Origin of the sequence: Pseudoxanthomonas sp. PXM03, assembly GCF_014852005.1 — a bacterium.
Lineage (GTDB): Bacteria > Pseudomonadota > Gammaproteobacteria > Xanthomonadales > Xanthomonadaceae > Pseudoxanthomonas_A.
The window spans coordinates 754728-778304 of the sequence record NZ_JACVAU010000001.1; the positions used below are offsets into that span (position 1 = coordinate 754728).

Genomic DNA, 23577 nt, shown 5'->3' on the forward strand with positions numbered 1-23577 from the left:
TCGCGGTCGGTTTCCTGGTGCGTGCTGCGGTATTACTCGCGGTCGTACAGAAGGTCCCACACCCCGTGGCCGAGCTTCTGGCCGCGGGTCTCGAAATGGGTCTGCGGGCGCCAGTCGGGGCGCGGCACGCTGCCGCGCGGGCCGGCGCGGTTGGTCAGGCCCGGGGTGGCGTCCAGCACGTCCCACATGTGCTCGGCATAGGCTTCCCAGTCGGTGGCGCAATGCAGGCGGCCGCCCGGGCACAGCTTGCGCGCGATGAGCGCTGCGAAGTCGGACTGCACCAGGCGGCGCTTGTTGTGGCGCTTCTTGTGCCACGGGTCGGGGAAGTAGATGCGTACTTCGTCGAGAGAGCCGTCGGCGACCTCGTGCTGCAGCACTTCGACGGCATCGTGGTGGTAGACACGGACGTGGTCGCTGCCGTCTTCGGCCAGTGCGTTCAACAGGCGGCCCACGCCGGGCGCGTGCACTTCCAGGCCGAGGTAGTCGCGGTCCTTGTCGCGGGCCGCCGCGAAGCGCAGCGCTTCGCCGTTGCCGAAGCCGATCTCGAGCACGCGCGGTGCGGTGCGGCCGAACACGGCGTCGTAGTCGCGTGGCGCGCCCGTGTAGTCCAACCCGAAGCGCGGCCACTGCGTGTCGAATGCGCGCTGCTGGGCGTCGGTGAAGCGGCCCTGCCGCAGCACGAAACTGCGGATTTCGCGTCGGCCTTCGCTGATCGTGAAGGGCTTGGGCGGGGCCTTGGCGCCGGAACTGGAGAACGGGTCCGTCATCGGTTCAGCCGATCAGGCCGTCGATCGGGCTGGAGGCCGAAGCGTTGCGCTTGCGCGGGATGCGTCCGGCCAGGAAGGCTTCGCGTCCTGCTTCCACGGCCTTCTTCATGGCGCTGGCCATCAGCACCGGGTACTTCGCGCCGGCGATGGCGGTGTTCATCAGCACGCCGTCGCAGCCGAGTTCCATCGCGATGGCGGCGTCGGAGGCGGTGCCGACCCCGGCATCGACCAGCACGGGCACCTTGGCGTTCTCGATGATTTCCAGCAGGTTGTACTTGTTCTGCACGCCCAGGCCGGAGCCGATGGGGGCGGCCAGGGGCATCACCGCGACGCAGCCGATCTCCTCCAGGCGACGGGCCAGGATCGGGTCGTCGCTGGTGTAGACCATCACGTCGAAGCCGTCGGCCACCAGCTTTTCAGCCGCGGCCAGGGTCTGCACGACATCCGGGTAGAGAGTCTTCTGGTCGCCCAGCACTTCCAGTTTCACCAGCGTGTGGCCGTCGAGCAGTTCGCGCGCCAGCCGGCAGGTGCGTACGGCATCGTCGGCCGTATAGCAGCCGGCGGTATTGGGCAGGATGGTGTAGCGGTCCGGCGGCAGCACGTCGAGCAGGTTGGGCTCGTTGGGCGACTGGCCCAGGTTGGTGCGGCGGATGGCGACGGTGACGATTTCGGCGCCCGCGGCCTCGGTGGCCAGGCGGGTTTCCTCGAAATCCTTGAACTTGCCGGTGCCGGTGAGCAGGCGGGAGCGATAGGTCTTGCCCGCGATCACCAGCGGGTCATGGGGGGCGGTGTTGGACATGCGGCGATTATCGCCCATGTCATGCCGGTGCGTCCCGCCGATCCGGATCGATCCGCGGTTTCAGCCGCCGCCCAGTGCGTGCACGATTTCGACACGGTCATCCGCCTGCAGCACGCACTGTGCGTGCTGTCCGCGCGGGATGATCTCGCCATTGACCTCGATCGCCACGCGGCGCTCGGCCAGGCCTTGCAGGTGGAGGAGGGTGGCGACGGTACTGTGGTCCGGCAGCGCCAGCGGCTGCCCGTTCAACTGGATGTCCATGCCGCCATTGTCGCCGATGGCCCGGGCGCTTGCCGCATTGCAGCGTGTGCGCCGGCGGGCTTGGTGGAACGATGCGCGCCATGCGCAGCCGTACGGCAGAGCCGGCGCGCAGTCGACCATCCCTTGCCCCGGAGATTCCATGAAGCGTTCCTTTTCGCCCGTCCGCTCGCTGCTGGCCGTTGCGCTGGCGGTGGCGGCCGCCCCTGCCCTGGCAGGCGACAGCCCGTACTCCCAGACCGTCTTCTTTGGTGACAGCCTCACCGATTCCGGCCACTTCCGCCCGGCGCTGGTCCAGGCGGTGGGGCCGAACGGTGCCTTGCTCGGCCGCTTCACCACCAACCCGGGCCTGGTGTGGTCCGAGTACCTGGCCGAGTACTACGGCACGGGCGCTGGCAGCGCCAACCAGGGCGGTACCAACTACGCCGTCGGTGGTGCGCGGGTCGGCACCAACACCGCAGGTGCGCTCGGTCCCATTCCGTCGATGACGGCGCAGCTGACCAGCTACCTGTCCGCCAACGGCGGCCGCGCCGATCCGAACGCGCTGTACACCGTCTGGGGCGGGGCGAACGACCTGTTCGCCGTGGTCGCCGGCGCCAACCCGACCACCACCATCGGAGGCGCGGTCACGGCGCAGGTCGGCATCATCGGTACGCTGCAGAATGCGGGTGCGCGCTACATCCTGGTGCCGACCGTACCCGACCTGGGCGTCACGCCGTCGTTCCGCGCACAGGGACCTGCGAACGCGGCCGCCGGCACGCAGCTGGCCACGACCTACAACAATGCGCTCTTCGGGGCCATCAACACGGCCGGCCTGCGGGTGATCCCGCTGGACACCTTCACGCTGCTGCGCGAGATCGTCGCCAGTCCGGCGGAATACGGCTTCGGCAATGTCACCGGGACCGCCTGCAATCCGCAGATCACCGCATCCTCGGTCACCTGCAGTCCGCTCAACTACGCCACCCCGAACGCACCGGACGTGTATGCCTTCGCCGATGGCGTGCATCCGTCGTCGAAGGCCCACGCCATCCTGTCGCAATACGCGGTGGCGATGCTGGAAGGCCCGCGCCAGATCGCGCTGCTGCCGTACACCGCCTCCGTGCATGGGCGCGCGCGTGCAGACCGCGTGGCGTCACACGTGGCCGGCAAGCCGGACGCCGATGGCATGCGTTGGTGGGGTGACGTGCGGGGCGACTTCCTGCGCTACGGTGATGGCGACCTGTACGACGGCGCGGGCCCGATGGGAACCTTCGGTGTCGACTGGTCGAAGGGCTCGTGGGTCTATGGCGCCTTCGCCGGCTACGGTCGCGCGAAGTACGACTTCGGCCTGCGCCGCGGCAGCTTCGACGAATCCGATGCCACGCTGGGCGGTTTTGCCGGCTGGTACGGCGACCACCTGTGGGCCAACGCGCAGGTCAGCTACAGCTGGATCTCGTACGACGTGGACCGCGAAGTGCAGCTGGGTGGCGTGACCCGCCGGCACAGCGGCTCGCCGGACGGCACCAACCTGACGGTGGGTGCAAGCGCCGGCTACGAATTCGGCGAGGGTGCGTTCCGCCATGGTCCCGTGGTGAGTGTCGTGTCCCAGACCATCGAGATGGATGGCTACACCGAAAGCAACGTCAATTCGACGGCGTTGGCGTATCCGGACCAGGATTTCGATTCATTGATCGGCAGCGCGGGCTGGCAGGTCAGCTATGCGATCAACGATCACCTGGCGCCCTATGCCCGGCTGACGGTGGACAGGGAATTCGAGGACCCGGCGGAAGAAGTCTTCGCGCAGGCCCTGTCGTTGCCGGGCACCGCGCCCTATGCGGTACCTGGCCTGGACACCGATGACAGCTACGGGACGTTGCTGCTGGGTGCGCGCACGCGGCTGTTCGGCTTCGACGCCAACCTGGGCGTGAACACGACGGTCAACCAGGGCGGCGGGACCAACACCACGGCGTTCATGACCTTGAGCGGCAACTTCTGATGCACGACCCGCGATGCGGCGCCGGATGACGGCGCCGCATTGCCTTGCCGCGTCCTGCGGCATAGACTCGCCGCATCGTGCGGGTGTAGTTCAATGGTAGAACTGCAGCTTCCCAAGCTGCTAGCGTGGGTTCGATTCCCATCACCCGCTCCATCTCCGCATCCCCTTTCCCGCGTCCTGTCATCGCCCGGTATCCCGTGCGTGGCATGCTGTGCCCGGCCCCCGTGATTGCCCACCCATGAAGCTCGCCATCCTGTCACGCAACGGCAAGCTGTATTCCACGCGACGTCTCGTCGAGGCTGCGCGCCAGCGTGGCCACACAGCGCGTGTGCTGGACCCGCTGCGCTGCTACATGCGTATCGCGTCCACCGGCTTCCAACTGCACTACAAGGGCAGGTCGCTGGCGGACTACGATGCGGTCATCCCGCGCATCGGCGCCTCCATCACGCGCTATGGCACGGCCGTGCTGCGGCAGTTCGAGCTCATGGGGACGTACAGTCCCAACCCGTCGGATGCCATCCTGCGTGCACGCGACAAGCTGCGCACGCACCAGTTGCTGGCGGCGCAGGGGATCGATCTGCCGGTGACCGTCTTCGGCGACAACCCGGACGATACCCACGACCTGCTCTCGATGCTGGGTCCCCCTCCGCACGTCATCAAGTTGAACGAAGGCGCCCAGGGGGCCGGCGTGATGCTGACGGAGAAGCCATCCGCGTCCCGCAGCGTCGTCGAGGCCCTGCGTGGCCTGTATGCCAGCTTCGTGGTGCAGGAGTTCATCGCGGAGGCCGAGGGTGCCGACCTGCGCTGCTTCGTGGTCGGTGACGAGGTGGTGGCGTCGATGCGCCGTCAGGCCCCGGAGGGCGACTTCCGATCCAACCTGCATCGGGGCGGCACGGCCCAGCACGCGGTGGCCACGGAAGAGGAATGCGCCGTCGCCATACGGGCGGCACGGGTTCTGGGTCTGGGCGTGGCGGGCGTGGACCTGATCCGCGCGAAGCGTGGCCCCTTGGTCCTGGAGGTCAACTCGACCCCGGGACTGGAAGGCATCGAGGCGGTGTGTGGTGTGGACGTCGCGGGGCGGATCGTGGAACACCTCGCCGCACGCGCTGAATAGGCTGACGTGGCGTTTTGCAGCCCCAACGTCCCATTTTCACGCGAAATTAACGCGCTCTTTAACGGTGGTTTAATCGAAACCCGCGTAGCCTTGTCCGGACCGCAGCTCTGCGTTCCTCCCGGTGTTTGCATCTGGAAAGCACAGGTTTACGGTAATCGGGGCATTAGTTTGGCCCAAGCGGGTGGAAGCCCGCTTGGGCCTTTGTTTTTCTCAGCCAGCCCTTCCGATACTTGCTGGCATGGGTCCCGTTGGCTAAATTCGGTAATCCCCATCACGTAAGGAAGCAGCATGCGTCGCCCTCCCTTCATGGCATTGATGCTGCTGCTGTTGGCAGCGACCGCCCACGGCGCCCCCCGCGACAAGTCCACCAAACCGCAAGCGCTGGATCTCGACAAGCCGCTGCCCGAACAGGTCGAGCTGATCCAGAAGCAATTGGACGACGGCGAAACCTATGTCGAGATCGCGACCGCCGACCGTGCCAAGGTCAAGGAATCCCTTGCCCGGTTTGCCGCGATCATCAACGAGAGTGGCGGGTCCTTGAACCCCGAGCAGAAAACCCAGCTGGTCAACGAGCAGAACGAAATCAACCAGATCCTGTCCCAGGCCGCCGCCGACAGCCGTCTTGTCTGCCGCCGCGAGGCGCAGATCGGGTCGCTGCGGACGACGACCCAGTGCAAGACTGTTGCGGAACGTCGTCGCGATGCCCAGGACGCGCAGGAAGTGATGCGCCGCAACCCCTCGGGTACCTACAACAAGGGCAGTTGAGGGGCGAAGGTCCAGTGCCGGTCGTTCAAGCGACCCTGCAGCCGGGCCATCCCAAGATAGTTTTTGCGACGCGTTCGACCGTGCTTCCAAGCCACCCATCAGGAGATTCAAAGCATGCACAAGGCGATTGTTCTGGGCGTATTGCTGGTCACATCCTCGGTAGCGCATGCCAAGATTGATTCCCTGTCTACACGCGAGGGCTCCCGCAATGCACTGGATATCCAGTCGCCCTTTGAAGCCCAGCAGCAGCGGATCCTGAATGATCTGGCCGGAGGCGAGAAATATGGCGAGATCAGCCCCCAGGATTCGGCCAAGGTGAAGGAAGCGTTGAGCCGCATGTCCAGTCAACTGGACAGAGCCAATGGCTCAGTAGACGGACTGTCCGCCGAGCAACGGGTGGCAGTATTGAATGACCAGGAGTTGATCAACGCCATCCTTACTCATGCAGGCGAAGAGAGTCGCCTCGTGTGCACGAGGGAGAAGCCTGTCGGAACCAGGCGCGCCACCACCCATTGCATCACGGTCGCGGAGCGTCGACGTCATCGTGAAGAAGCGCGGAACGAGATGGACAAGAATTTCCGCTCCCCCATTATTGACTGAAGCCTGACATGCGAATCCTGGTTATCGAAGACAACAGCGACATCGCCGCCAACCTTGGTGATTACCTTGAGGAGCGGGGTCATACGGTGGACTTCGCGGCCGACGGTGTGACCGGACTGCACCTGGCGGTCGTGCATGAGTTCGATGCGATCGTGCTCGACCTCAACCTGCCCGGCATGGACGGGCTGGAGGTCTGCCGCAAGCTGCGCAACGAAGCCCGCAAGCAGACGCCGGTGCTGATGCTGACGGCGCGGGATTCGCTGGACAACAAGCTGGCCGGCTTCGATTCCGGTGCCGACGACTACCTGATCAAGCCGTTCGCGCTGCAGGAAGTCGAGGTGCGCCTGAATGCGCTGTCCCGGCGTGGCAAGGGCGTGCAGACGCGGGTGCTGGAGGTCGGCGAGCTGGAGTACAACCTGGATACGCTGGAAGTGCGCCGCCAGGGCAAGCTGCTACAGTTGAATCCCACTGCGTTGAAGATCCTGCAGGCCTTGATGGAGGCGTCTCCCGCCGTTGTGACGCGCCAAGAGCTGGAAACGCGCGTCTGGGGCGAGGAGCTGCCCGACTCCGATTCCCTGCGCGTGCACATCCATGGCTTGCGTGCGGTAGTGGACAAGCCGTTCGACAGCCCGTACATCCAGACCCGCCACGGCATCGGATACCGCATCGCCGCGCCCGATGCCAGCAGCTGAGTCGCCGAAACCCCGTCGCCACCGCCGCTTCCGGCGGCGGCTGCGCACCCGCATCATCCTGTCGTTCGTGCTGTTGGGTTTCTGCCTGACGCTGCTCCTCGCGTTCTCGGCGAACTGGGTGCGGAATCGCGTCGAGGAAGACCTCGTGGTCGATGCGATGAGCCAGAACATCAGCGAGTACCAGCGGCGCTATGTCGAGAGCGGAGGACGCCAGCGCGATCTGCGTGTCCAGACGATGCGTGCCTACGCGTTTGCGCCGGACAAGTTCGATCAGCTCAAGAACGAGCAACCCGACTGGTACGAACTGGCGAACGGCATACATGCGTTGTCCGGCACGGACGAGGACGGGTCCCCGTTTTCCTATTGGCTCGCCGTGCAGAAGACGCCGGACGCGTGGTTTTTCCTTGCTTACGACATGACAGAGTCCGCCAAGGGCAAGGACAAGTTCAATCGTGCATTGATCGGCGTGGTGGTGGTGTTCACTGGCATATCGTTGTTGATCGGCTGGTGGTCCGCTTCGCGCGTGATGAGCCCCGTATCCGAACTCGCCGCACGTCTCCGTTCCTATCGCGGCAGCAGCAACCCTCGCGCGCTGGCATCCCACTTTCCCGAGGATGAGGTCGGTGAACTCGCCAAGGCGCTGGACGACTATTCCGGTCGCCTGACCGAAGTGGTCCAGCGCGACCGCGAGTTCAACGCCGACGTCAGCCACGAACTGCGCACGCCACTCGCCATCATCCGCGGCTCGGTCGAGCTGATGTTGTCGCGCCCTGACATGGACGAGAAGACGCGCACCCGCATCCAGCGCATCCAGCGCGCCGAGCAGCAATGCACGGACCTGATCAGTGCGTTGCTGCTGTTGTCGCGCAACGAGCGTGGCCATGGCAACACCGACGTCGCACGCGTGGTCGACCAGTTGCTCGATGCCCATCGCGCCACGCTGGGAGGAAAGCCGCTGATCCTCAGGGTCGAAGGCGAAGGTGGTATCACCGTGGACTCGCCCGAGGCCGCACTGTCGGTGGCGTTGGGCAACCTGATCGGCAACGCGGTCAAGTACACCAAGGATGGCGAAGTGGTCGTCCGCCTGTTGCCGGATGCCGTCGAAGTCGTCGATTCCGGGCCCGGCCTGAGCAAGGAAGACGCCGCGCGGCTGTTCGAGCGCGGCTATCGCGGCACGCATGCCGGCCATTCACAAGGCGGCGGCATCGGCCTGTCCATCGTCAGTCGCCTGTGCACGCTCTATGGCTGGCAGGTCGGCGTCCGTCCGGGGGACTCGAAAGGCGTCGTGGCCTCGTTGCGTTTCTCGCCAGGGCGGGACACGTCGCCGGAGTCGCCGGGCGCTGCGCCGCAGGGCGCGTGAGGCCCCGGGTTTCCTTACAGCGTTATCCAGAAACAGTTGTAGGCCCTGCGCAGGCCGAACGTGGTGTCGGCGGGTGTGGCGCTGTTCTTCAGCGTCTGCACCACGCGCAAGCCGATGGGACGTTGCCGCTGCGCGGTGTGCGGGTAATAGCCATCCTGGTTGGGGTCGACCACCTGTCCGGCGGCATCCAGCACCGGTGCGGGTGCAGGCCGGACCGGGACGATGTCGACCAGCGGACGCTGGGTGACCGCATCGAGCCGGTCGAGGATGCGCAGTGCGGTGGCGTCTGATGTGCCGGTCCAGTGGTAAACGCCGGCCAGGCGGTTCACGTCCTTCGCCTGGATGGCGGACGAGACCTGCATCACCAGGTCGCTGAGCGTGCGGGAGCAACCTCCACGGTAGAGGGCGCCCGTCGCGGCGGTGGGCGTGTCGCCCGACGGCAACCGGTCCATCGCGCCGATGTCCTCGCAACGCTTGTCGGTGTAGACGGTCTGGCCGGACATCGTGCTGCAGCGCTGCACGCCCTGCTGCTGCGCACGCGCGTCATGCACCTTCAGGCAGGTCCACGGGGCCAGGCAAAGCAGGGCAAGACAGGGCAGGGAACGCATGAGGCCAGCCTAATCCGCGGCTGCGTCCAGGTCATGGCGCAAGCGCACGGAATGGGAGGTCGTTCACCTGCCGGAAGGACGGACCCGGTGGCCTACGCTCAACGGGCCCAGCCCAATCGCGCCAGCACGGTCTGGGTGGGCTTGGCCAGGTTGAGCGTGTAGAAGTGCAGCGAGGGTGCGCCGCCGGCGACGAGGCGTTCGCACAGGCTGGCGACCACGTCGGCACCGAAGTCGCGGATGGCGTCCGCATCGTCGCCCAGTGCCTGCATGCGCTTGCCGATCCAGCGCGGGATCTCCGCGCCGCATGCTTCGGAGAAGCGACGCAGCTGGGTGAAGTTGGAGATCGGCATGATGCCCGGAATGATCGGGATCTCCACCCCGAGCTTGCGCACCGCATCCACGAAGTGGAAGTACGCATCCGGGTTGTAGAAGTACTGCGTGATCGCGCCGTCGGCACCGGCATCGACCTTGGCCTTGAAGTGGTGCAGGTCCGTCAGCGCGTCCTCCGCCTGTGGGTGCGTCTCGGGATATGCGCCGACTTCGATATGGAAGGCATCGCCGTGTTCGGTGCGGATGAATTCGATCAGCTCGGACGCGTAGCGCAGGTCACCCGGATGCCCCATGCCGGAAGGCAGGTCGCCGCGCAGGGCGACGATGCGCTTGCAGCCGAGCGCGCGGTACAGGCGCAGCAGTTCGCGGATCTCTTCGCGGCTGCCGCCCACGCACGACAGGTGCGGCGCGGCGTCGAAGCCGTGGTGCTGGTTGAGGTGCCGGACTGTTTCCGATGTGTAGCTGAGCGTGGAGCCGCCGGCGCCGAACGTGCAGGACACGTAGTCGGGCGCATGCGTCTTCAGCTTGTCCGCGGTGCGATCGAGCTGCGTGCGCTGCTCGTCGGTCTTGGGGGGATAGAACTCGAAGCTGATGGATGGCATGGAGGGCGCCCGTCGGATCGTGGGGGCATTATATCTCTTCATCCGGATGAATGATGCATCTTTGTGGCGCCGGGCCGTATCCCGCAGTGGGCCGGCGCAGCTACCCTGTCGCCCTCCCACCTTCGCCTGCCGCATGACCATCGTCCTGACCCCTTTCGCCCGTACCCGCCTGTTCCCGGCCGACAGGCGCCGCAATGCCATCCAGGACTGCACCCCAGAGGCATTCGAGCAACGCCTGAACGATGAGAAGCCGTTCGAAGTACTCGCCGGCTATGCGCCGTTCTGTCGCCTGCATGTGCACCGGAACTGGACGGCGACCCGCTGCCTGACCGTGCCCATCACCGAAGACAACCGGCATCTGCTGCGGTCGGCCTACGAGGCGCGTTCGTCGTCGGAACTGCCCGTGCTGGTGCGCTGGTTCGAAGGGGTCGAACCGCCGGTGGCCGACTACCTGATCGTCATCCTGTACAGCGCCGCGCAGCTGGCGAAGGAGAAAGCGCCGATCGACGGGGGCTGGGGCGTGGTGGGTTGCCTCTACACCGCCACGCCGCACGAGATCCCCATGGCGCCCATCACGATGATGCGCAATGCGCTGGGCGTGGAGGAGGGTGGCTCGGGCGTGCCGCTGGATGCCGAGGCCTACCGGCGGAGCGTGGCGTTCTGGGATCGCAACGCCAACTGGCGCCCCTGATGCGCGATGCGGGAAGCCGTGCATTCACGCGGTGGCCATCTACTGCACGCAGAACGTCATTCCAGCTCTGCCAACGCCTGGTCCAGCTGCACTGCCGGTGACTGTTCAATGCCGAGCCGGACTACATCGGTCTCCGCAGTGGGTTCTTCCAGCGCGGCAAACTGGCTGTCCAGCAGCGACGCGGGCATGTAGTGGCCGCTGCGCGCGTGCATCCGTGCGGCGATGAGCCGCTTGTCGCCGTGCAGGAACAGGAAGCGCAACGGCAACCCGGTCGCACGCAGCCTGTCGCGGTGGCGCCGGCGCAGGCCGGAGAACGCCAGCACCACGCGTTCGCCTGCCGCCGTGCGGCGCTGCAGCTCCAAGGCGATGCGGCGCACCCAGGGTGCCCGCATGCGGTCGGTGAGGGGAAGCCCGCCGGCCATGCGTGCCTTCGCGGCGATGCTGTGGAAATCGTCGGCATCCAGGAACGTCGCGGGCCAGGCACCGGCCAGTGCGTGCGCCAGCGTGGTCTTGCCACTGCCGGATACACCCATCACCACCGCGACCTGAATGCCGCTCATGCCGGCAGTTCCACCCGCACCTGGTACGTGTGTCCGGCTTCGATACCACGGATCGCATGGTCGTCCTGCCATTGCCCGTCCAGTGCGATGCGCATCCGCGCGAGCCCTGGAACCCGTTCGATGTGCGTCTCGAACACGGCGCCCCGGAAGCGGCGCGTTGCGCGTGCCGATGGCCAATGGGAAGGCAGCTGCGGCGCGATCCGCAGCACATCGCCATCGCCCCGCAGACCGAACAGTTCCTCCACCAGGCAGCGGTACAGCCAGGCGGCCGTGCCGGTATTGAAGAGCTGGCTGGAGCGGCCGGCGGTGCGCGGGTGCAGGCGCCATGCGCCGCGGTAGTAGTTGGGCACGAACACCGGCAACTGGCCACGCTGCAGGCAATCGGCGGCGTCCGGCGTCGGCAGCATCGCGCGCAGTACCTGCCATGCACGGTCGGCGTCGCCGGCCTGGTACAGGCTGTACAGATAGAACGCCGCCGCATGGTTGTAGACCGCGCCATTCTCGGCCGTGCCGGGGAATTTCTGCGTCACCCGTCCGACATCCTCGCGCATGCCGGTGTACGGCGGGTCATACATGGTCACGCCGTAGGGCGACACCAGGTGCGTGTCGACGGCGGCCAGCATGCGCGCGCGCTTGTCGGCGTCGGCCGCGCCACTGAGGATGGCCCAGCTCTGCGGGTTGAGGAAGATGCGGCCTTCGCCATCCCCGCTGACGCCGAACGCGACACCATCGTCGGTGATGCCACGCCCGTACCAGTCGCCGTCCCACAGGTGTGCGTTCATGGCGGCGTTGCACGCCTGCGTGCCCACGCGGAACTCGTCGGCGAGCATGTCGTCGCCGCGGCGCGCGCAGATCTCCGCCCACTGCTTCAATGCATAGGCGCTGGCCAGCGTCAGCCAGCCGGACACACCGCGTCCGCGCCAGCCGACCATGTTCATCGGATCGCACCAGTCGCCCTGCGCGATGTAGCTCAGGCCGCGCGCATCGCGTGCCTGCAGCAGCCAGCGCATGGCGCGCGTGATGCGCTCGGCCACGCTGGCCGTTTCTCCATGACGGTCGGTCACCATGGCGTCGAGGATGGCGTCGTCGCCGGTCTCGTCCAGGTACGCGCGCAGGCAGATCGGCAGCCACACGCAGTGGTCGGTGTGCGGGATCTGGTTGATGTACTTCAGCTCGGCACCTTCCACCAGCAGGATGCCGTCCGGCATCGCGCCGGAGGGCTCCTGCTGCGACAGCGCGTGCAGGAAGGCCGCGCGCGCGACCTCGGGGCGGAGGAAGCCCATCCCCATGTGGTCCTGCAGGTAGTTGCGTGTCTGCGGATCGGTGGTGAGGCGGTTGACGTCGCCGTGGTAGAAGACCTGTCGAGGCAGCCAGTGGTTGGCGAACGCGTCCAGCCACGGATCGGGCGTTTCAATGCGCAGACAGCCCGCGCCGTCGTCGACATGGGCCGCGCTGGCGGCGCCGGCTTCGGCGAAGCCCTCGGGTGACAGGTGCCGCACCCGAAGGCGCAGGATCTCGTCGTCATCGCGCGCCGGCGCGAACAGGAAGCGGTACTCCTGTACCTCATCCTCCGCGAGGTCCACCCGGTACTGCAGCACGGCGGTGGGCATTTCATAGGCCGCATCGCCGCCGCCCAGCAGATCCTGGCCGACGATGGCCTGCGGCGCATGCAATCCGCCTTCGCCCTCGAAGTTCGCCTGGTGGGCTTCCCATGCATCCGGCGTCCGCTCGTAGAGCAGGACGGTGCGATCCTTGAAGTCGCGGTTGCGGAAGTAATCCTCGACCTTCTGGTAAGGCGTGACGCTGGCGCAGACGATGCCGCCGAGATCGGCGCGATGGCTGCCCGACTGGTTCATCCACGACATGTAGCCGACCGGAAAGTAGGGATACAGGCTGAGGCGTCGTCGACGGCCCGACCGGTTGCGCACGCGCACCGTCCACAACTCCGCTACCTCGTCGACCGGCAGCACCACGGCCATCTCCACCTCGATGCCGTCGCAGCGGACCCGCCACGCGACATCGGTCAGGCCGACCGAAAACGCGAACCCATCGGGGTTCCGTCGCACTGGCTCGTGCGGTACCGAGAAGAGCCCGTTGTCTTCTTCGTCCTTGACGTAGCAGAAGCGCCCAGGGTGATGCGCGTAGTACGGCTGCTCCGGCTGCATGAAGGTCTTGGCCTCCAGCGTCGGCGCATGCGCGTATTTGGCGGGCTCCGGCTGCATGAACTGCGCCGTGGCGAACCCGCGGCAGTTGAGCTGCAGCAGCATCCTCCGGTTCCACAGGAACGTGGAGGCGGCGGACATCGCCGTGGGGCTGGTCAGGACGAAGCGGCGGCCCTGCTCCTCGAAGCCGCAAGGCACGTCCGTCATGCCGATGCCTCCCGACGGGACTGCAGCTCGGCCTGGACCCGCGACAACGTGGCGCCATCCAGCGGGTAGAACCGCATGACCCACGCCGCCAGCAGGGCGACGGCGCCGGGAATCACGGTCAGCAGCAGCACGATGCCGAGCCGCGAGGCGTCCGACTGCGCTGCGTTGGCCACGTAGCCCATCCCGGCCAGGATCCATGCGATCGTCGCCGATGCCAGCGCGCCGCCGAGCTTCTGCGAGAACGTCGCCGCGGCGAAGGTCATCGCGGTGGCGCGCCGACCGGTCTTCCATTCGGTGTAGTCGGCGCAGTCGGCGTACATCGAAAAGGCCAGGGGTGACTTGGGCCCCAGCATCAGTCCGACCAGAAGGTTCAGCGCGAACATGAGCCAGACCGCGTCAGGGGGGATGAAGAACATCGCACAGCTCACCACGCCGACGCCCGCCATCAGCCATGCCATCAATCGCCGCTTGTCCACGTAGCGGGTCATCAGTGGCGTCAGTCCGGCGCCCACGGCCAGGGCCAGCGCATAGGTGCCAAGGAAAAGACCGGTCAGCTCCGGCCGCTCGAGGTAGTACTTGAGGTAATACGCCAGCGAGCCGCCACGCATCACGATGGTCACCATGATGATCAGTGCCAGCGCGAACAGCACCATCCACGGCCGGTTGTGCAGCAGGTCCGCGATGTCCTGCCGGATCGCGCTGCGCTGCTGCGGTGGAGGCGCGACGCGCTCGCGCGTGGTCAGGAACACGGTGACGAATGCCGCCGTGGCGATCACGCCGTACAGCGACAGCGTCAACTGCCAGCCCAGCGCCTCATCGCCGCGTCCGAGCCACCGCACCAGGTCCAGGGTGAGCCAGTTCACCGCCATCGTGCCGGCGAAGGCGGCGATGAAGCGGAAACTGATCAGTTGCGTGCGCTGCTGGCTGTCGGCGGTGATCACGCCGGAGAGCGCGGAGTACGGAATGCTCAGCACCGTATAGGCGAGCATCATCAGGGTGAAGGTCGCGTACGCCCACACCAGTCTTCCCCCGTCGCCCAGGTCGGGCACGGTCCAGGTCAGCACGCCCGCGCATGCCATCGGCAATGCGCCATAGAGCAGGTAGGGCCGGAAGCGGCCGAACCGGCTGCGCGTGCGATCGGCCAGGGCGCCCATCAGCGGATCGGTGATGGCGTCCACTACCTTGGTGACGAGCATCATCGTGCCGACCGCAGCAGCCGCCAGCCCCATCACGTCGGTATAGAAGATGAGCAGGAACGCCGAGATGTTGGCCCAATACAGATTGAAGCCGAAATCGCCGACGCCGTAGCCGAGTTTTTCGCCCAGGCGGGGTTCCGTTGCTGGTGTTGCCTTGCTTGCGGGGTGCGCGGTGCCGCCGCTCCCCTGGTCGCGTTGCATGTCCACTCCCGGATTGACGTCGTTGCGCGGCGGATCACGAAGGACAGTGCCCGGCGCAAACCGAAACGGCGGCCAAGCTTGCGATGATCGCGCCGGGGAGGCAAGCGCCGGGGTGTGCCGACGGTAACGGTAAAGCGCATTCCGTCACGCAATGCAGAACGGGCGCCCTGGGGCGCCCGTTCCGGTAGTGCAGCGAAACCGCCGCCGCGATCAGTAGCGGTAGTGGTCCGGCTTGTACGGGCCTTCGACCGCCACGCCGAGGTAGTCGGCCTGGTCCTTGGTGAGCGTGGTCAGCTTCACGCCGATCTTCTCCAGGTGCAGGCGCGCGACTTCCTCGTCGAGCTGCTTCGGCAGGCGGTACACGGTCTTCTCGTACACGTCCTTGTTCGCCCACAGGTCGATCTGCGCCAGCGTCTGGTTGGCGAAGGAGTTCGACATGACGAAGCTCGGGTGGCCGGTGGCGCAGCCCAGGTTCACCAGGCGGCCTTCGGCCAGCAGGAAGATCGCGTTGCCGTTCGGGAACACGAACTTGTCGACCTGCGGCTTGATGTTGATGCGCTTGGCTTCCGAGGCGTACAGCGCGTCCACCTGGATCTCGTTGTCGAAGTGGCCGATGTTGCAGACGATGGCCTGGTCCTTCATCGCCTTCATGTGCTCGAGGGTGATGATGTCCTTGTTGCCGGTCGTGGTGACATAGATGTCGGCCAGACCCAGGCTGTCTTCGACGGTATTGACCTCGAAGCCTTCCATCGCCGCCTGCAGCGCGCAGATCGGGTCGATCTCGGTGACGATGACGCGGGCGCCGTACGCGCGCAGCGAGTGCGCCGAGCCCTTGCCCACGTCGCCATAGCCGCAGACCACGGCGAGCTTGCCGGCCAGCATCACGTCCATCGCGCGCTTCAGGCCGTCTGCCAGCGACTCGCGGCAGCCGTACAGGTTGTCGAACTTGGACTTGGTGACCGAGTCATTGACGTTGATCGCCGGCACCAGCAGCTTGCCCTGTTCGGCGATCTGGTAGAGGCGGTGCACGCCGGTGGTGGTCTCTTCGGACACGCCCTTCCAGTCCTTGACCACCCGGGTCCAGTAGCCCGGACGCTCCTTGGCGACGCGCTTCAGCAGGTCCTTGATCACCTGCTCCTCGTGGTTGCCCGAGGCGGTGTTGACCCAGTCGCTGCCGTTCTCGAGCTCATAGCCCTTGTGGATCAGCAGGGTGACGTCGCCACCGTCGTCCACCACCAGTTCCGGACCGGTCTGGGTGCCGTCGGGCAGGGTGAAGGTCAGCGCGTCGAGCGTGCAGTCCCAGTATTCCTCCAGCGTCTCGCCCTTCCAGGCGAACACCGGCGTGCCGGTGGCAGCGATCGCGGCGGCGGCGTGGTCCTGGGTGGAGAAGATGTTGCAGGACGCCCAGCGCACGTCCGCGCCGATGTCCTTCAGCGTCTCGATCAGCACAGCGGTCTGGATCGTCATGTGCAGCGAGCCCGTCACGCGAACGCCCTTCAGCGGTTTGGTGGCGGCGTGCTTGCGGCGGATCGACATCAGGCCGGGCATCTCGTGCTCGGCGATGTCGAGTTCCTTGCGGCCCCAGTCGGCCAGGGAAATGTCGGCGACCTTGTAGTCGCCCTCGGTCGAAAACGTGCGTACTGCGTTCATGGCTCTTGCTCCGGTCTGTGCGATCAGGGTCGCAGGTTATCCGGGCGCCGTTGCAGGTTCATTCCACCGAGCCTGGCCGGACTCCATGGTCACGGTCGCAGCGCCCCTCGGCGAAGGGCGGCCATTATATCGCTTGTTCCGGATGAAACGATGGCGCACGGGTTTGCCTGATCGGGTAGGCTTGGATTGTTGCCCTGCAGCAGACCAATTGTCCTTCCGGGCAATACCAATACAAGCCAAACGAACGACGGGATCCACGCGCCGCGCATGAACAGCCCCCGCAGTCTCGAATTCGCTCCGCCCGACGTCCCTCTGCGTGAAGACGTGCGCCGGCTGGGCGCCCTGGTCGGCGACATGCTGGCCGAACAGGTGTCGCCGGACTTCCTGGCGGGCGTGGAGCGCGTACGCACCACGGCCATCGCGCGCCGGCAGACCGGCGATCCGCCGCAATCATTGGCCGGGCTGCTGGATGGCCAACCGCCCGAACAGGCGGAATCGTTGATCCGCGCCTTCAGCACGTACTTCCAGGTGGTGAACATCGCCGAGCGCGTCCACCGCATCCGCCGCCGCCGCGACTACCAGCGGGCCGGCAGCGCCCGGCCGCAGCCCGACGGCCTGCACGACACCCTGTCCAAGCTCAAGGCGCAGGGCGTGACGCTGGACGAGCTGGCGCAGTGGCTGCCGCGCATCGATGTGGAGCCGGTGTTCACCGCCCATCCGACCGAAGCCGTGCGCCGGGCGCTGCTGGAGAAGGAGCAACTGATGGTGGCCAGCCTGATCAACGGGCTGGATGGCACGCGCACGCCGGGCGAGCTGGCGACCGACACGGCACGCTTCCGCATGGCGCTGACTTCGGCCTGGCAGACGGCCGACTCGTCACCCGTACGCCCGGGCGTTGAAGACGAGCGCGAGCATGTCGGCTTCTATCTGATCGAAGTGCTCTACCGGGTCATTCCGGTGCTGTATGAAACGCTGGAGAACGCGATTACCGAGGTCTACGGCGCTGCGCCGCAGGTCACCGCGCACCTGCCGCGCGTGCTGCGTTTCGGCACCTGGGTCGGCGGCGACATGGACGGTAATCCCAACGTCGACGCCGGCACCGTCACCGCCACGCTGGATGCGCAACGGCGCGCCATCCTGACGCGCTACCTGAAGGAACTGCGCCAGCTCACCACGCTGCTCAGCCAGTCCAGTTCCATCATCGGGGTGTCGTCCGACGTGACCGCGCGTGTGGAGGCCTATCGCGCGCTGATGCCGGAGGCCGTGAAGAAGTCGCGCCCACGCCATGGCGACATGCCGTACCGCCTGCTCAACGACCTGATGCGTGCGCGCCTGCAGGCCACGCTTGAAGACCGCGCCGAAGGCTATGCCTCGCCGGAGGAACTGGCGCACGACATCGATCTGATCCTGCACAGCCTGGAAGCCAACCGCGGCATCCATGCCGGCTGGTTCGCCGTGCGCCGGCTGGCGTGGCGCGTGCGGACCTTCGGCTTCCATCTTGCGCGGCTGGATGTGCGTCAGGAATCCAGCGTGCACGCGCGCGCCGTGGCGGCCGCACTCGGCGACGGCGGGTGGGAAAACCGTGACGCCGTGGAACGTGCGGTGCTGCTGGGCCCTTACGCGCACGGCGACAAGGCGTTGCCCCCGTCGGACCAGGAAGGCAACGAACGCCTCGACGCCGTGTTCCGTGCATTGGCCGATGCGCGCACGCGCCATGGCACCGACGCGCTGGGCACCTACATCATCAGCATGGCGCACAGTCGCGCCGACGTGCTGACCGTGCTGGCGCTGGCGCGGCGGGGCGGGCTGGTCGACGATGCAGGGCAGGTGCCGCTCGACATCGCGCCGCTGTTCGAAACCATCGACGACCTCGGGCATGGCACCGAGGTGCTGCGCGACCTGCTGGCCGACCCCGTCTACCGGGCCCACCTGGCCGCGCGCGACAATGTGCAGATGGTGATGCTGGGCTACTCCGACAGCGGCAAGGACGGCGGCATCGCCGCTTCGCGCTGGGGCCTGCAGCGGGCACAGGTGGATCTCGTCGATGCCGCGCAGGAACTCGGCATCAAGCTGACGTTCTTCCATGGCCGTGGCGGGTCGATCATCCGCGGGGGCGGCAAGACCTCGCGCGCGCTGGAAGCGGCACCGCGCGGCAGCGTCGACGGCCGCCTGCGCGTGACCGAGCAGGGCGAAGTGATCCATCGCAAGTACGGCATCCGTGCGCTGGCATTGCGCTCGCTTGAACAGTCCGTCGGCGCCGTGTTGCTGTCCAGCGTGCGCCCGCGTCCACCGGAGCCGCGCGAAGCACGCTGGCGCGAGATCATGGCGCTGGTTGCGAGCGAGAGCACGCAGGCCTACCGCGCCTTCGTGCAGTCGCCGCGCTTCATGGACTATTTCCGCAGCGCCACGCCGATCGACGTGATCGAGCGGATGACGCTGGGCTCGCGTCCCTCGCGACGCCTGGGGCAGGACGCGGCACTCGGCAACCTGCGCGCGATTCCGTGGGTGTTCGCCTGGAGCCAGGCACGCGCGGTGATCCCCGGCTGGTACGGCGTGGGCGCCGGCCTGCAGGCAGCTGCGGACGCCTACGGCGAAGACGCGCTGCGCGAGATGGCGCGCGACTGGCCGTTCTTCAAGACCTTCCTCGATGACGTATCGATGGTGCTGGCCAAGGGCGACCTGAGCATTGCCGAGATGTATTCGCGCATGGCGGGTGACCTGCACGACGTGTTCTTCCCGCAGGTGCAGCGCGAACATGCTTCGGTACTGCGCTGGGTGCTGGCGCTGAACGGCAACGAATGGCTGCTGCAGCACGACCAGCGCCTCGCGCTGTCCATCCGCTTGCGCAACCCCTACATCGATCCCATCAGCGTCATGCAGGCCGACCTGCTGAAGCGCTGGCGCGCCACCGGGCGCGAGGACGAGGCATTGCTGCACGCACTGGTGGCGAGCATCAACGGCGTGTCACAGGGCGTGCAGAACACCGGGTGAGCGAACCTGCCGTTGTAGGAGCGACGTGAGTCGCGACCGCACGCTATCCGGTCGCGGTGGATCGAAACAGAGAGAAGACGTGATCGATGGGTCGGCGGATGCAGCGACGGTCGCCGGCAGTCAACGCCTGCGGTCGCGACTCACGTCGCTCCTACAGAAAAGCCCGTTACTCAGCCATCCAGCTCCGACCAGCGCTGGTAGGCGTGGTCCAGTTCGGCCTGCTTCGCTGCGAGGTCATCGTTCGCGCGCTGCAAGTCGGCGGGCGACTGCTGATAGTAGGCCGGGTCGTTCATGGCCCGGGTGCGCTTGGCTACCTCGGCTTCCAGCGTTTCGATCAGTGCCGGCAACTGCTCCAGTTCGCGCGCTTCCTTGAAACCCAGCTTGCGTTTGGCGGCCATTGGCTCCGGCTGCTTCGACAGCGCGGGCTTGGACGTTGCAGGTGACGACGTGCCAGGAGTGCGCCGCTGCCGCAGCCAGTCCGAATAACCGCCGACATAGTCGCCCAGTCGGCCTTCGCCCTCCAGCACCAGCGTGCTGGTGACCACGTTGTCGAGGAAGTCGCGGTCGTGGCTGACCAGCAGCAGCGTGCCCTTGTAGTCGAGCAGCAGTTCTTCCAGCAGCTCCAGCGTCTCGACGTCCAGATCGTTGGTCGGTTCGTCCATCACCAGCAGGTTGGAGGGCTGCGCGAACAGCTTGGCCAGTAGCAGGCGGTTGCGCTCGCCGCCGGACAGGCGGGTGATCGGCGCGCGGGCGCGCTCGGGCGAGAACAGGAAGTCCTGCAGGTAGCCGATGATGTGCTTGCGGCTGCCATTGAGTTCAACGAAGTCGCTGCCTTCGGCCACGTTCTCCAGCGCGGTGCGCGATTCATCCAACTGGCTGCGGTGCTGGTCGAAGTAGGCGATCTGCAGCCCGGTGCCCAGCTTCACTTCGCCGTGCTGCGGGGCGAGTTCGCCGAGCAGGATCTTCAACAGCGTCGACTTGCCGGCGCCATTGGGACCGACGATGCCGACACGGTCGCCGCGCATGATCGTCGCCGACACGTCGTCCAGCAGCACGCGTCCGTCGTAGGCCTGGGTGATGCCCTTCGCCTCGATGACCTTCTTGCCCGACGACTGCGCCGCCGCGGCTTCCATCCTGACGTTGCCGGACAAATCGCGCCGTTGCGCGCGCTCGCGGCGCATCGCCTTCAGTGCGGTGACGCGGCCTTCGTTGCGGGTGCGACGCGCCTTGATGCCCTGGCGGATCCACACTTCTTCCTGCGCCAGCAGCTTGTCGAAGCGCGCGTTCTCCTGCGCCTCGGCATGCAGCCTTTCTTCACGGCGGCGCAGGTAGTTGTCGTAGTCGCCGGGCCAGCTGGTCAGCTGGCCGCGATCGATCTCGACGATGCGCGTGGCCAGCGAACGCAGGAAACTGCGGTCGTGGGTGACGAAGACGATGCTGCCGTCGAACTGCTTGAGGAAGCCCTCCAGCCAGGCGATCGCTTCGATGTCGAGGTGATTGGTGGGTTCGTCCAGCAGCAGGATGTCGGGCTTGCGGACCAGGGCCTGCGCCAGCAGTACGCGCCGCTTCATGCCGCCGGACAGGGCGGCGAAGTCGGTCTCCTCGGGCAGTTCCAGGCGCGTCAGCACCTGCTGCACGCGCAGATCCAGGTCCCAGCCATGCTGCGCCTCGATCTGTGCCTGCGCCTCGCCCATCGCGTCCATGTCGCCGTCGTGCAGTGCATGGTGGTAGCGCGCCAGCAACTGGCCCAGGTCGCCCAGCCCTTCGGCCACCACATCGAACACCGTGCCCTGCGTGTCCTGCGGGACTTCCTGCGCCATACGCGCGACGACAACACCGTTCTGCACGCGGATTTCGCCGTCGTCGGGCTTCAGTTCGCCTGCCATCAGCCGCATCAGCGTGGATTTGCCCATGCCGTTGCGGCCGACGATGCAGACGCGCTCGCCGGGTTCGATGGAAAGGTCTACGTGTTCGAGGAGAAGCGGCCCGCCGACACTGAAGTCGACCCGCTGGAATTGCATCAAGGACATGTGCGTATTGTAGCCGGCGCGCGCCGGCCGAAACGGCGGTTCAGGCGTTTTCCGCCGCCCGGCTGCCCAGCTCGGCGTGCCGCCGTTCCATTTCCTCGCGCAGCTGGCGGCGCAGGCGCGCGGCAGCGAAGCGTCGGATCTCGTCCGGCGTGGCCGGCTCCAGCGGCGGCACCGGCGTGGTGCGGCCCTCGTCGTCCACCGCCACCATGGTGAAGAAGCAGCTGTTGGCGTGGCGCACGCTCTGCTTGCGGATGTCTTCGGCGACCACCTTGATGCCGATTTCCATCGACGAGGTGCCGGTGTGGTTGACCGAAGCGAGGAAGGTCACCAGCTCGCCCACGTTGATGGCCTGGCGGAACATCACCTGGTCGACCGACAGGGTGACCACGTACTTGCCGGCGTAGCGGCTGCCGCAGGCGTAGGCGACCTGGTCGAGCAGCTTGAGGATCGCGCCGCCGTGCACCTTGCCGGAGAAGTTGGCCATGTCCGGCGTCATGAGCACCGTCATGGTGAGCTGGTGGCTCTTCAGCGATTCCATGGCACGCCTCCGCAAGGTGAGGCGCGCAGGCTAACCGATCCCGGCGTGGGGCGTGCGACCCGTCGCCGGAAAAGAAAACGGGCCGCGTGAGCGGCCCGTTCCCGTCGTCGCGATGCCTGCGGCGGTTATTTCAGCTTGGCGTCCTTGCGCAGGGCCTCGGCGCGGTCGGTCTTCTCCCAGGAGAAGGCGGTCGCGGTCTGCTTCTTGCCGGCGCCGTCCACGTAGCTGATCTCGCGCGGCTTGCGGCCGAAGTGGCCGTAGCTGGCGGTCGGCTGGTAGATCGGGTGCTCCAGGTCCAGCATCTTGGTGATGCCGTACGGACGCAGGTCGAAGTGCTTGCGGATCAGCTTCTCGATCACGTCGTCACCGACCTTGCCGGTGCCGAAGGTGGTCACCGAGATCGAGGTCGGCTCGGCCACGCCGATCGCGTAGGAGACTTGCACTTCGCACTTGTCGGCCAGGCCGGCGGCCACGATGTTCTTGGCCACGTAGCGTGCGGCGTAGGCGGCCGAACGGTCCACCTTCGACGGATCCTTGCCCGAGAACGCGCCGCCGCCATGGCGGGCCATGCCGCCGTAGCTGTCGACGATGATCTTGCGGCCGGTCAGGCCGCAGTCGCCCACCGGGCCGCCGATGACGAACTTGCCGGTCGGGTTGATGTGCACCTTGTTCTTCGGCAGCGCGTCCAGCCACTTCTTCGGCAGCACCGGCACCAGGATCTCGGCGCGCACGGCTTCGATCAGGTCCTTCTGCTTGATGTCCGGATCATGCTGGGTCGACAGCACCACGGCATCCAGGCCCAGCACGGTATTGCCGTCGTAGCGCAGGGTGACCTGCGACTTGGCATCGGGGCGCAGCCACTTCAGCTTGCCCTTCTTGCGCACCTTGGCCTGCTGTTCCACCAGGCGGTGGCTGTAGTACAGCGGGGCCGGCATGAATTCCGGCGCCTCGTTGCAGGCGTAGCCGAACATCAGGCCCTGGTCGCCCGCGCCCTGTTCTTCCGGCTTCTTGCGATCCACGCCCTGGTTGATGTCGGGGGACTGCTTGCCCAGCATGTTGATGATGGCGCAGGTGTGGCCGTCGAAGCCGACGTCCGAATTGTCGTAGCCGATGTCGTTGATGACCTTGCGGGCCAGCGACTCGATGTCCACCCAGGCGGTGGTGGTGACTTCGCCGGCCACGATGGCGGCGCCCGTCTTCACCAGGGTCTCGCAGGCCACGCGTGCGCGCTTGTCCTGGGCCAGGATGGCGTCCAGCACGGCGTCGGAGATCTGGTCGGCGATCTTGTCCGGATGGCCTTCGGAGACCGATTCGGAGGTGAACAGGTAGCTGGACATCAGGCTTATATCCTTTGATTCGGATGAAAAGATGGGCGCGCATGATACACGCCGGAGGCGGTGCGTGCATTCTGCGTCGTTCAGGGTTGCCGCGGGTTAAGCGGGGATCACGGCTTCGCTGTCACCTGACTGCCAGAAAACGGA

Annotated in this window: 20 protein-coding genes, 1 tRNA gene and 1 riboswitch; of the genes, 9 read left to right on the top strand and 12 right to left on the bottom strand. The window is 66.6% G+C overall.

Annotated elements, in window-relative coordinates:
• Nucleotides 1-32 precede the first annotated feature (32 nt).
• The 3 genes from trmB to thiS are packed head-to-tail and all read right to left on the bottom strand — an operon-like array spanning nt 33 to nt 1827.
• Nucleotides 33-767, bottom strand: coding sequence for a tRNA (guanosine(46)-N7)-methyltransferase TrmB (gene trmB / locus IB223_RS03400; RefSeq protein WP_192200255.1), 735 nt, complete (start codon nt 765-767; stop codon nt 33-35).
• Between the two features lie 4 nt (nt 768-771).
• Complete coding sequence (locus tag IB223_RS03405; protein ID WP_192200256.1) at nt 772-1566, bottom strand: thiazole synthase; 795 nt, start codon at nt 1564-1566, stop codon at nt 772-774.
• A gap of 60 nt (nt 1567-1626) precedes the next feature.
• Nucleotides 1627-1827 (bottom strand): sulfur carrier protein ThiS, encoded by a 201-nt coding sequence (thiS, locus tag IB223_RS03410; RefSeq protein ID WP_192200257.1) that lies wholly within the window; start codon nt 1825-1827, stop codon nt 1627-1629.
• Between the two features lie 172 nt (nt 1828-1999).
• Here thiS and IB223_RS03415 point away from each other — a divergent pair, with 172 nt between their 5' ends.
• The 7 genes from IB223_RS03415 (at nt 2000) to IB223_RS03445 (ending at nt 8330) form a co-directional block, all read left to right on the top strand.
• Nucleotides 2000-3799 (top strand): autotransporter domain-containing protein, encoded by a 1800-nt coding sequence (locus IB223_RS03415; RefSeq protein WP_192201232.1) that lies wholly within the window; start codon nt 2000-2002, stop codon nt 3797-3799.
• Between the two features lie 79 nt (nt 3800-3878).
• Nucleotides 3879-3952, top strand: a tRNA-Gly gene (locus IB223_RS03420).
• An 85-nt stretch (nt 3953-4037) separates the two neighbouring features.
• A complete protein-coding gene (gene rimK, locus IB223_RS03425; protein ID WP_192200258.1) occupies nt 4038-4913 on the top strand; it encodes a 30S ribosomal protein S6--L-glutamate ligase in 876 nt (291 codons plus the stop codon).
• Between the two features lie 315 nt (nt 4914-5228).
• A complete protein-coding gene (locus IB223_RS03430; RefSeq protein ID WP_225590789.1) occupies nt 5229-5678 on the top strand; it encodes a hypothetical protein in 450 nt (149 codons plus the stop codon).
• Between the two features lie 114 nt (nt 5679-5792).
• The gene (locus IB223_RS03435; protein ID WP_192200259.1) at nt 5793-6278 is read left to right on the top strand and encodes a hypothetical protein; all 486 of its coding nucleotides are present in this window, start codon (nt 5793-5795) and stop codon (nt 6276-6278) included.
• 8 nt (nt 6279-6286) lie between these two features.
• On the top strand, nt 6287-6970 hold the full coding sequence (locus IB223_RS03440) for a response regulator transcription factor (protein ID WP_055936695.1): 684 nt from the start codon (nt 6287-6289) through the stop codon (nt 6968-6970).
• On the top strand, nt 6957-8330 hold the full coding sequence (locus tag IB223_RS03445; protein WP_192200260.1) for a HAMP domain-containing sensor histidine kinase: 1374 nt from the start codon (nt 6957-6959) through the stop codon (nt 8328-8330). The genes IB223_RS03440 and IB223_RS03445 overlap by 14 nt, the downstream gene beginning before the upstream one ends.
• A 14-nt stretch (nt 8331-8344) precedes the next feature.
• On the opposite strand, the gene IB223_RS03450 is transcribed toward IB223_RS03445, so the two are convergent.
• Together IB223_RS03450 and metF are read right to left on the bottom strand one after the other, a co-directional pair.
• Entirely contained in the window at nt 8345-8938 is a 594-nt protein-coding gene (locus IB223_RS03450; protein ID WP_225590791.1) for a hypothetical protein, read from the bottom strand.
• Between the two features lie 98 nt (nt 8939-9036).
• Nucleotides 9037-9870 carry a methylenetetrahydrofolate reductase [NAD(P)H] gene (gene metF, locus IB223_RS03455; RefSeq protein WP_192200261.1) on the bottom strand — a complete coding sequence of 278 codons (834 nt, stop codon included), beginning with the start codon at nt 9868-9870 and terminating at the stop codon, nt 9037-9039.
• A gap of 133 nt (nt 9871-10003) precedes the next feature.
• On the opposite strand from metF, the gene IB223_RS03460 reads away from it, so the two are divergent.
• Entirely contained in the window at nt 10004-10561 is a 558-nt protein-coding gene (locus IB223_RS03460) for a DUF3228 family protein (protein WP_192200262.1), read from the top strand.
• Nucleotides 10562-10617: 56 nt separating this feature from the next.
• On the opposite strand, the gene IB223_RS03465 is transcribed toward IB223_RS03460, so the two are convergent.
• From IB223_RS03465 to ahcY, 4 genes are all read right to left on the bottom strand, one after another.
• Nucleotides 10618-11121, bottom strand: a complete 504-nt coding sequence (locus tag IB223_RS03465) for a gluconokinase, GntK/IdnK-type (RefSeq protein ID WP_192200263.1) — start codon at nt 11119-11121, stop codon at nt 10618-10620.
• Entirely contained in the window at nt 11118-13490 is a 2373-nt protein-coding gene (locus IB223_RS03470; protein ID WP_192200264.1) for an NdvB protein, read from the bottom strand. Before IB223_RS03470 ends, IB223_RS03465 begins: the two co-directional genes overlap by 4 nt.
• Nucleotides 13487-14887: an MFS transporter gene (locus IB223_RS03475; protein WP_192200265.1), complete on the bottom strand. Its 1401-nt coding sequence runs from the start codon at nt 14885-14887 to the stop codon at nt 13487-13489. Before IB223_RS03475 ends, IB223_RS03470 begins: the two co-directional genes overlap by 4 nt.
• Before the next feature lie 210 nt (nt 14888-15097).
• The gene (gene ahcY / locus IB223_RS03480; protein ID WP_192200266.1) at nt 15098-16537 is read right to left on the bottom strand and encodes an adenosylhomocysteinase; all 1440 of its coding nucleotides are present in this window, start codon (nt 16535-16537) and stop codon (nt 15098-15100) included.
• A gap of 35 nt (nt 16538-16572) precedes the next feature.
• Nucleotides 16573-16652: riboswitch (S-adenosyl-L-homocysteine riboswitch) on the bottom strand.
• Nucleotides 16653-16804: 152 nt separating this feature from the next.
• Here ahcY and ppc point away from each other — a divergent pair.
• Nucleotides 16805-19528: a phosphoenolpyruvate carboxylase gene (gene ppc, locus IB223_RS03485; RefSeq protein ID WP_192200267.1), complete on the top strand. Its 2724-nt coding sequence runs from the start codon at nt 16805-16807 to the stop codon at nt 19526-19528.
• Between the two features lie 170 nt (nt 19529-19698).
• Here ppc and IB223_RS03490 read toward each other — a convergent pair whose 3' ends face one another.
• From IB223_RS03490 to metK, 3 genes are all read right to left on the bottom strand, one after another.
• Nucleotides 19699-21558, bottom strand: a complete 1860-nt coding sequence (locus IB223_RS03490; RefSeq protein ID WP_192200268.1) for an ATP-binding cassette domain-containing protein — start codon at nt 21556-21558, stop codon at nt 19699-19701.
• A gap of 40 nt (nt 21559-21598) precedes the next feature.
• Entirely contained in the window at nt 21599-22096 is a 498-nt protein-coding gene (locus IB223_RS03495) for an acyl-CoA thioesterase (RefSeq protein WP_192200269.1), read from the bottom strand.
• 125 nt (nt 22097-22221) lie between these two features.
• Nucleotides 22222-23433, bottom strand: a complete 1212-nt coding sequence (metK, locus tag IB223_RS03500; protein WP_192200270.1) for a methionine adenosyltransferase — start codon at nt 23431-23433, stop codon at nt 22222-22224.
• Nucleotides 23434-23577: the final 144 nt, after the last annotated feature.

What these genes read in the sequence shown, in the direction of transcription:
- trmB (WP_192200255.1), bottom strand. Translation starts at nt 767, where the DNA reads ATGACGGACCCGTTCTCCAGTTCCGGCGCCAAGGCCCCGCCCAAGCCC.
- IB223_RS03405 (WP_192200256.1), bottom strand. Translation starts at nt 1,566, where the DNA reads ATGTCCAACACCGCCCCCCATGACCCGCTGGTGATCGCGGGCAAGACC.
- thiS (WP_192200257.1), bottom strand. Translation starts at nt 1,827, where the DNA reads ATGGACATCCAGTTGAACGGGCAGCCGCTGGCGCTGCCGGACCACAGT.
- rimK (WP_192200258.1), top strand. Translation starts at nt 4,038, where the DNA reads ATGAAGCTCGCCATCCTGTCACGCAACGGCAAGCTGTATTCCACGCGA.
- IB223_RS03430 (WP_225590789.1), top strand. Translation starts at nt 5,229, where the DNA reads ATGCTGCTGCTGTTGGCAGCGACCGCCCACGGCGCCCCCCGCGACAAG.
- IB223_RS03435 (WP_192200259.1), top strand. Translation starts at nt 5,793, where the DNA reads ATGCACAAGGCGATTGTTCTGGGCGTATTGCTGGTCACATCCTCGGTA.
- IB223_RS03440 (WP_055936695.1), top strand. Translation starts at nt 6,287, where the DNA reads ATGCGAATCCTGGTTATCGAAGACAACAGCGACATCGCCGCCAACCTT.
- IB223_RS03445 (WP_192200260.1), top strand. Translation starts at nt 6,957, where the DNA reads ATGCCAGCAGCTGAGTCGCCGAAACCCCGTCGCCACCGCCGCTTCCGG.
- IB223_RS03450 (WP_225590791.1), bottom strand. Translation starts at nt 8,938, where the DNA reads ATGCGTTCCCTGCCCTGTCTTGCCCTGCTTTGCCTGGCCCCGTGGACC.
- metF (WP_192200261.1), bottom strand. Translation starts at nt 9,870, where the DNA reads ATGCCATCCATCAGCTTCGAGTTCTATCCCCCCAAGACCGACGAGCAG.
- IB223_RS03460 (WP_192200262.1), top strand. Translation starts at nt 10,004, where the DNA reads ATGACCATCGTCCTGACCCCTTTCGCCCGTACCCGCCTGTTCCCGGCC.
- IB223_RS03465 (WP_192200263.1), bottom strand. Translation starts at nt 11,121, where the DNA reads ATGAGCGGCATTCAGGTCGCGGTGGTGATGGGTGTATCCGGCAGTGGC.
- IB223_RS03470 (WP_192200264.1), bottom strand. Translation starts at nt 13,490, where the DNA reads ATGACGGACGTGCCTTGCGGCTTCGAGGAGCAGGGCCGCCGCTTCGTC.
- IB223_RS03475 (WP_192200265.1), bottom strand. Translation starts at nt 14,887, where the DNA reads ATGCAACGCGACCAGGGGAGCGGCGGCACCGCGCACCCCGCAAGCAAG.
- ahcY (WP_192200266.1), bottom strand. Translation starts at nt 16,537, where the DNA reads ATGAACGCAGTACGCACGTTTTCGACCGAGGGCGACTACAAGGTCGCC.
- ppc (WP_192200267.1), top strand. Translation starts at nt 16,805, where the DNA reads ATGAACAGCCCCCGCAGTCTCGAATTCGCTCCGCCCGACGTCCCTCTG.
- IB223_RS03490 (WP_192200268.1), bottom strand. Translation starts at nt 21,558, where the DNA reads ATGTCCTTGATGCAATTCCAGCGGGTCGACTTCAGTGTCGGCGGGCCG.
- IB223_RS03495 (WP_192200269.1), bottom strand. Translation starts at nt 22,096, where the DNA reads ATGGAATCGCTGAAGAGCCACCAGCTCACCATGACGGTGCTCATGACG.
- metK (WP_192200270.1), bottom strand. Translation starts at nt 23,433, where the DNA reads ATGTCCAGCTACCTGTTCACCTCCGAATCGGTCTCCGAAGGCCATCCG.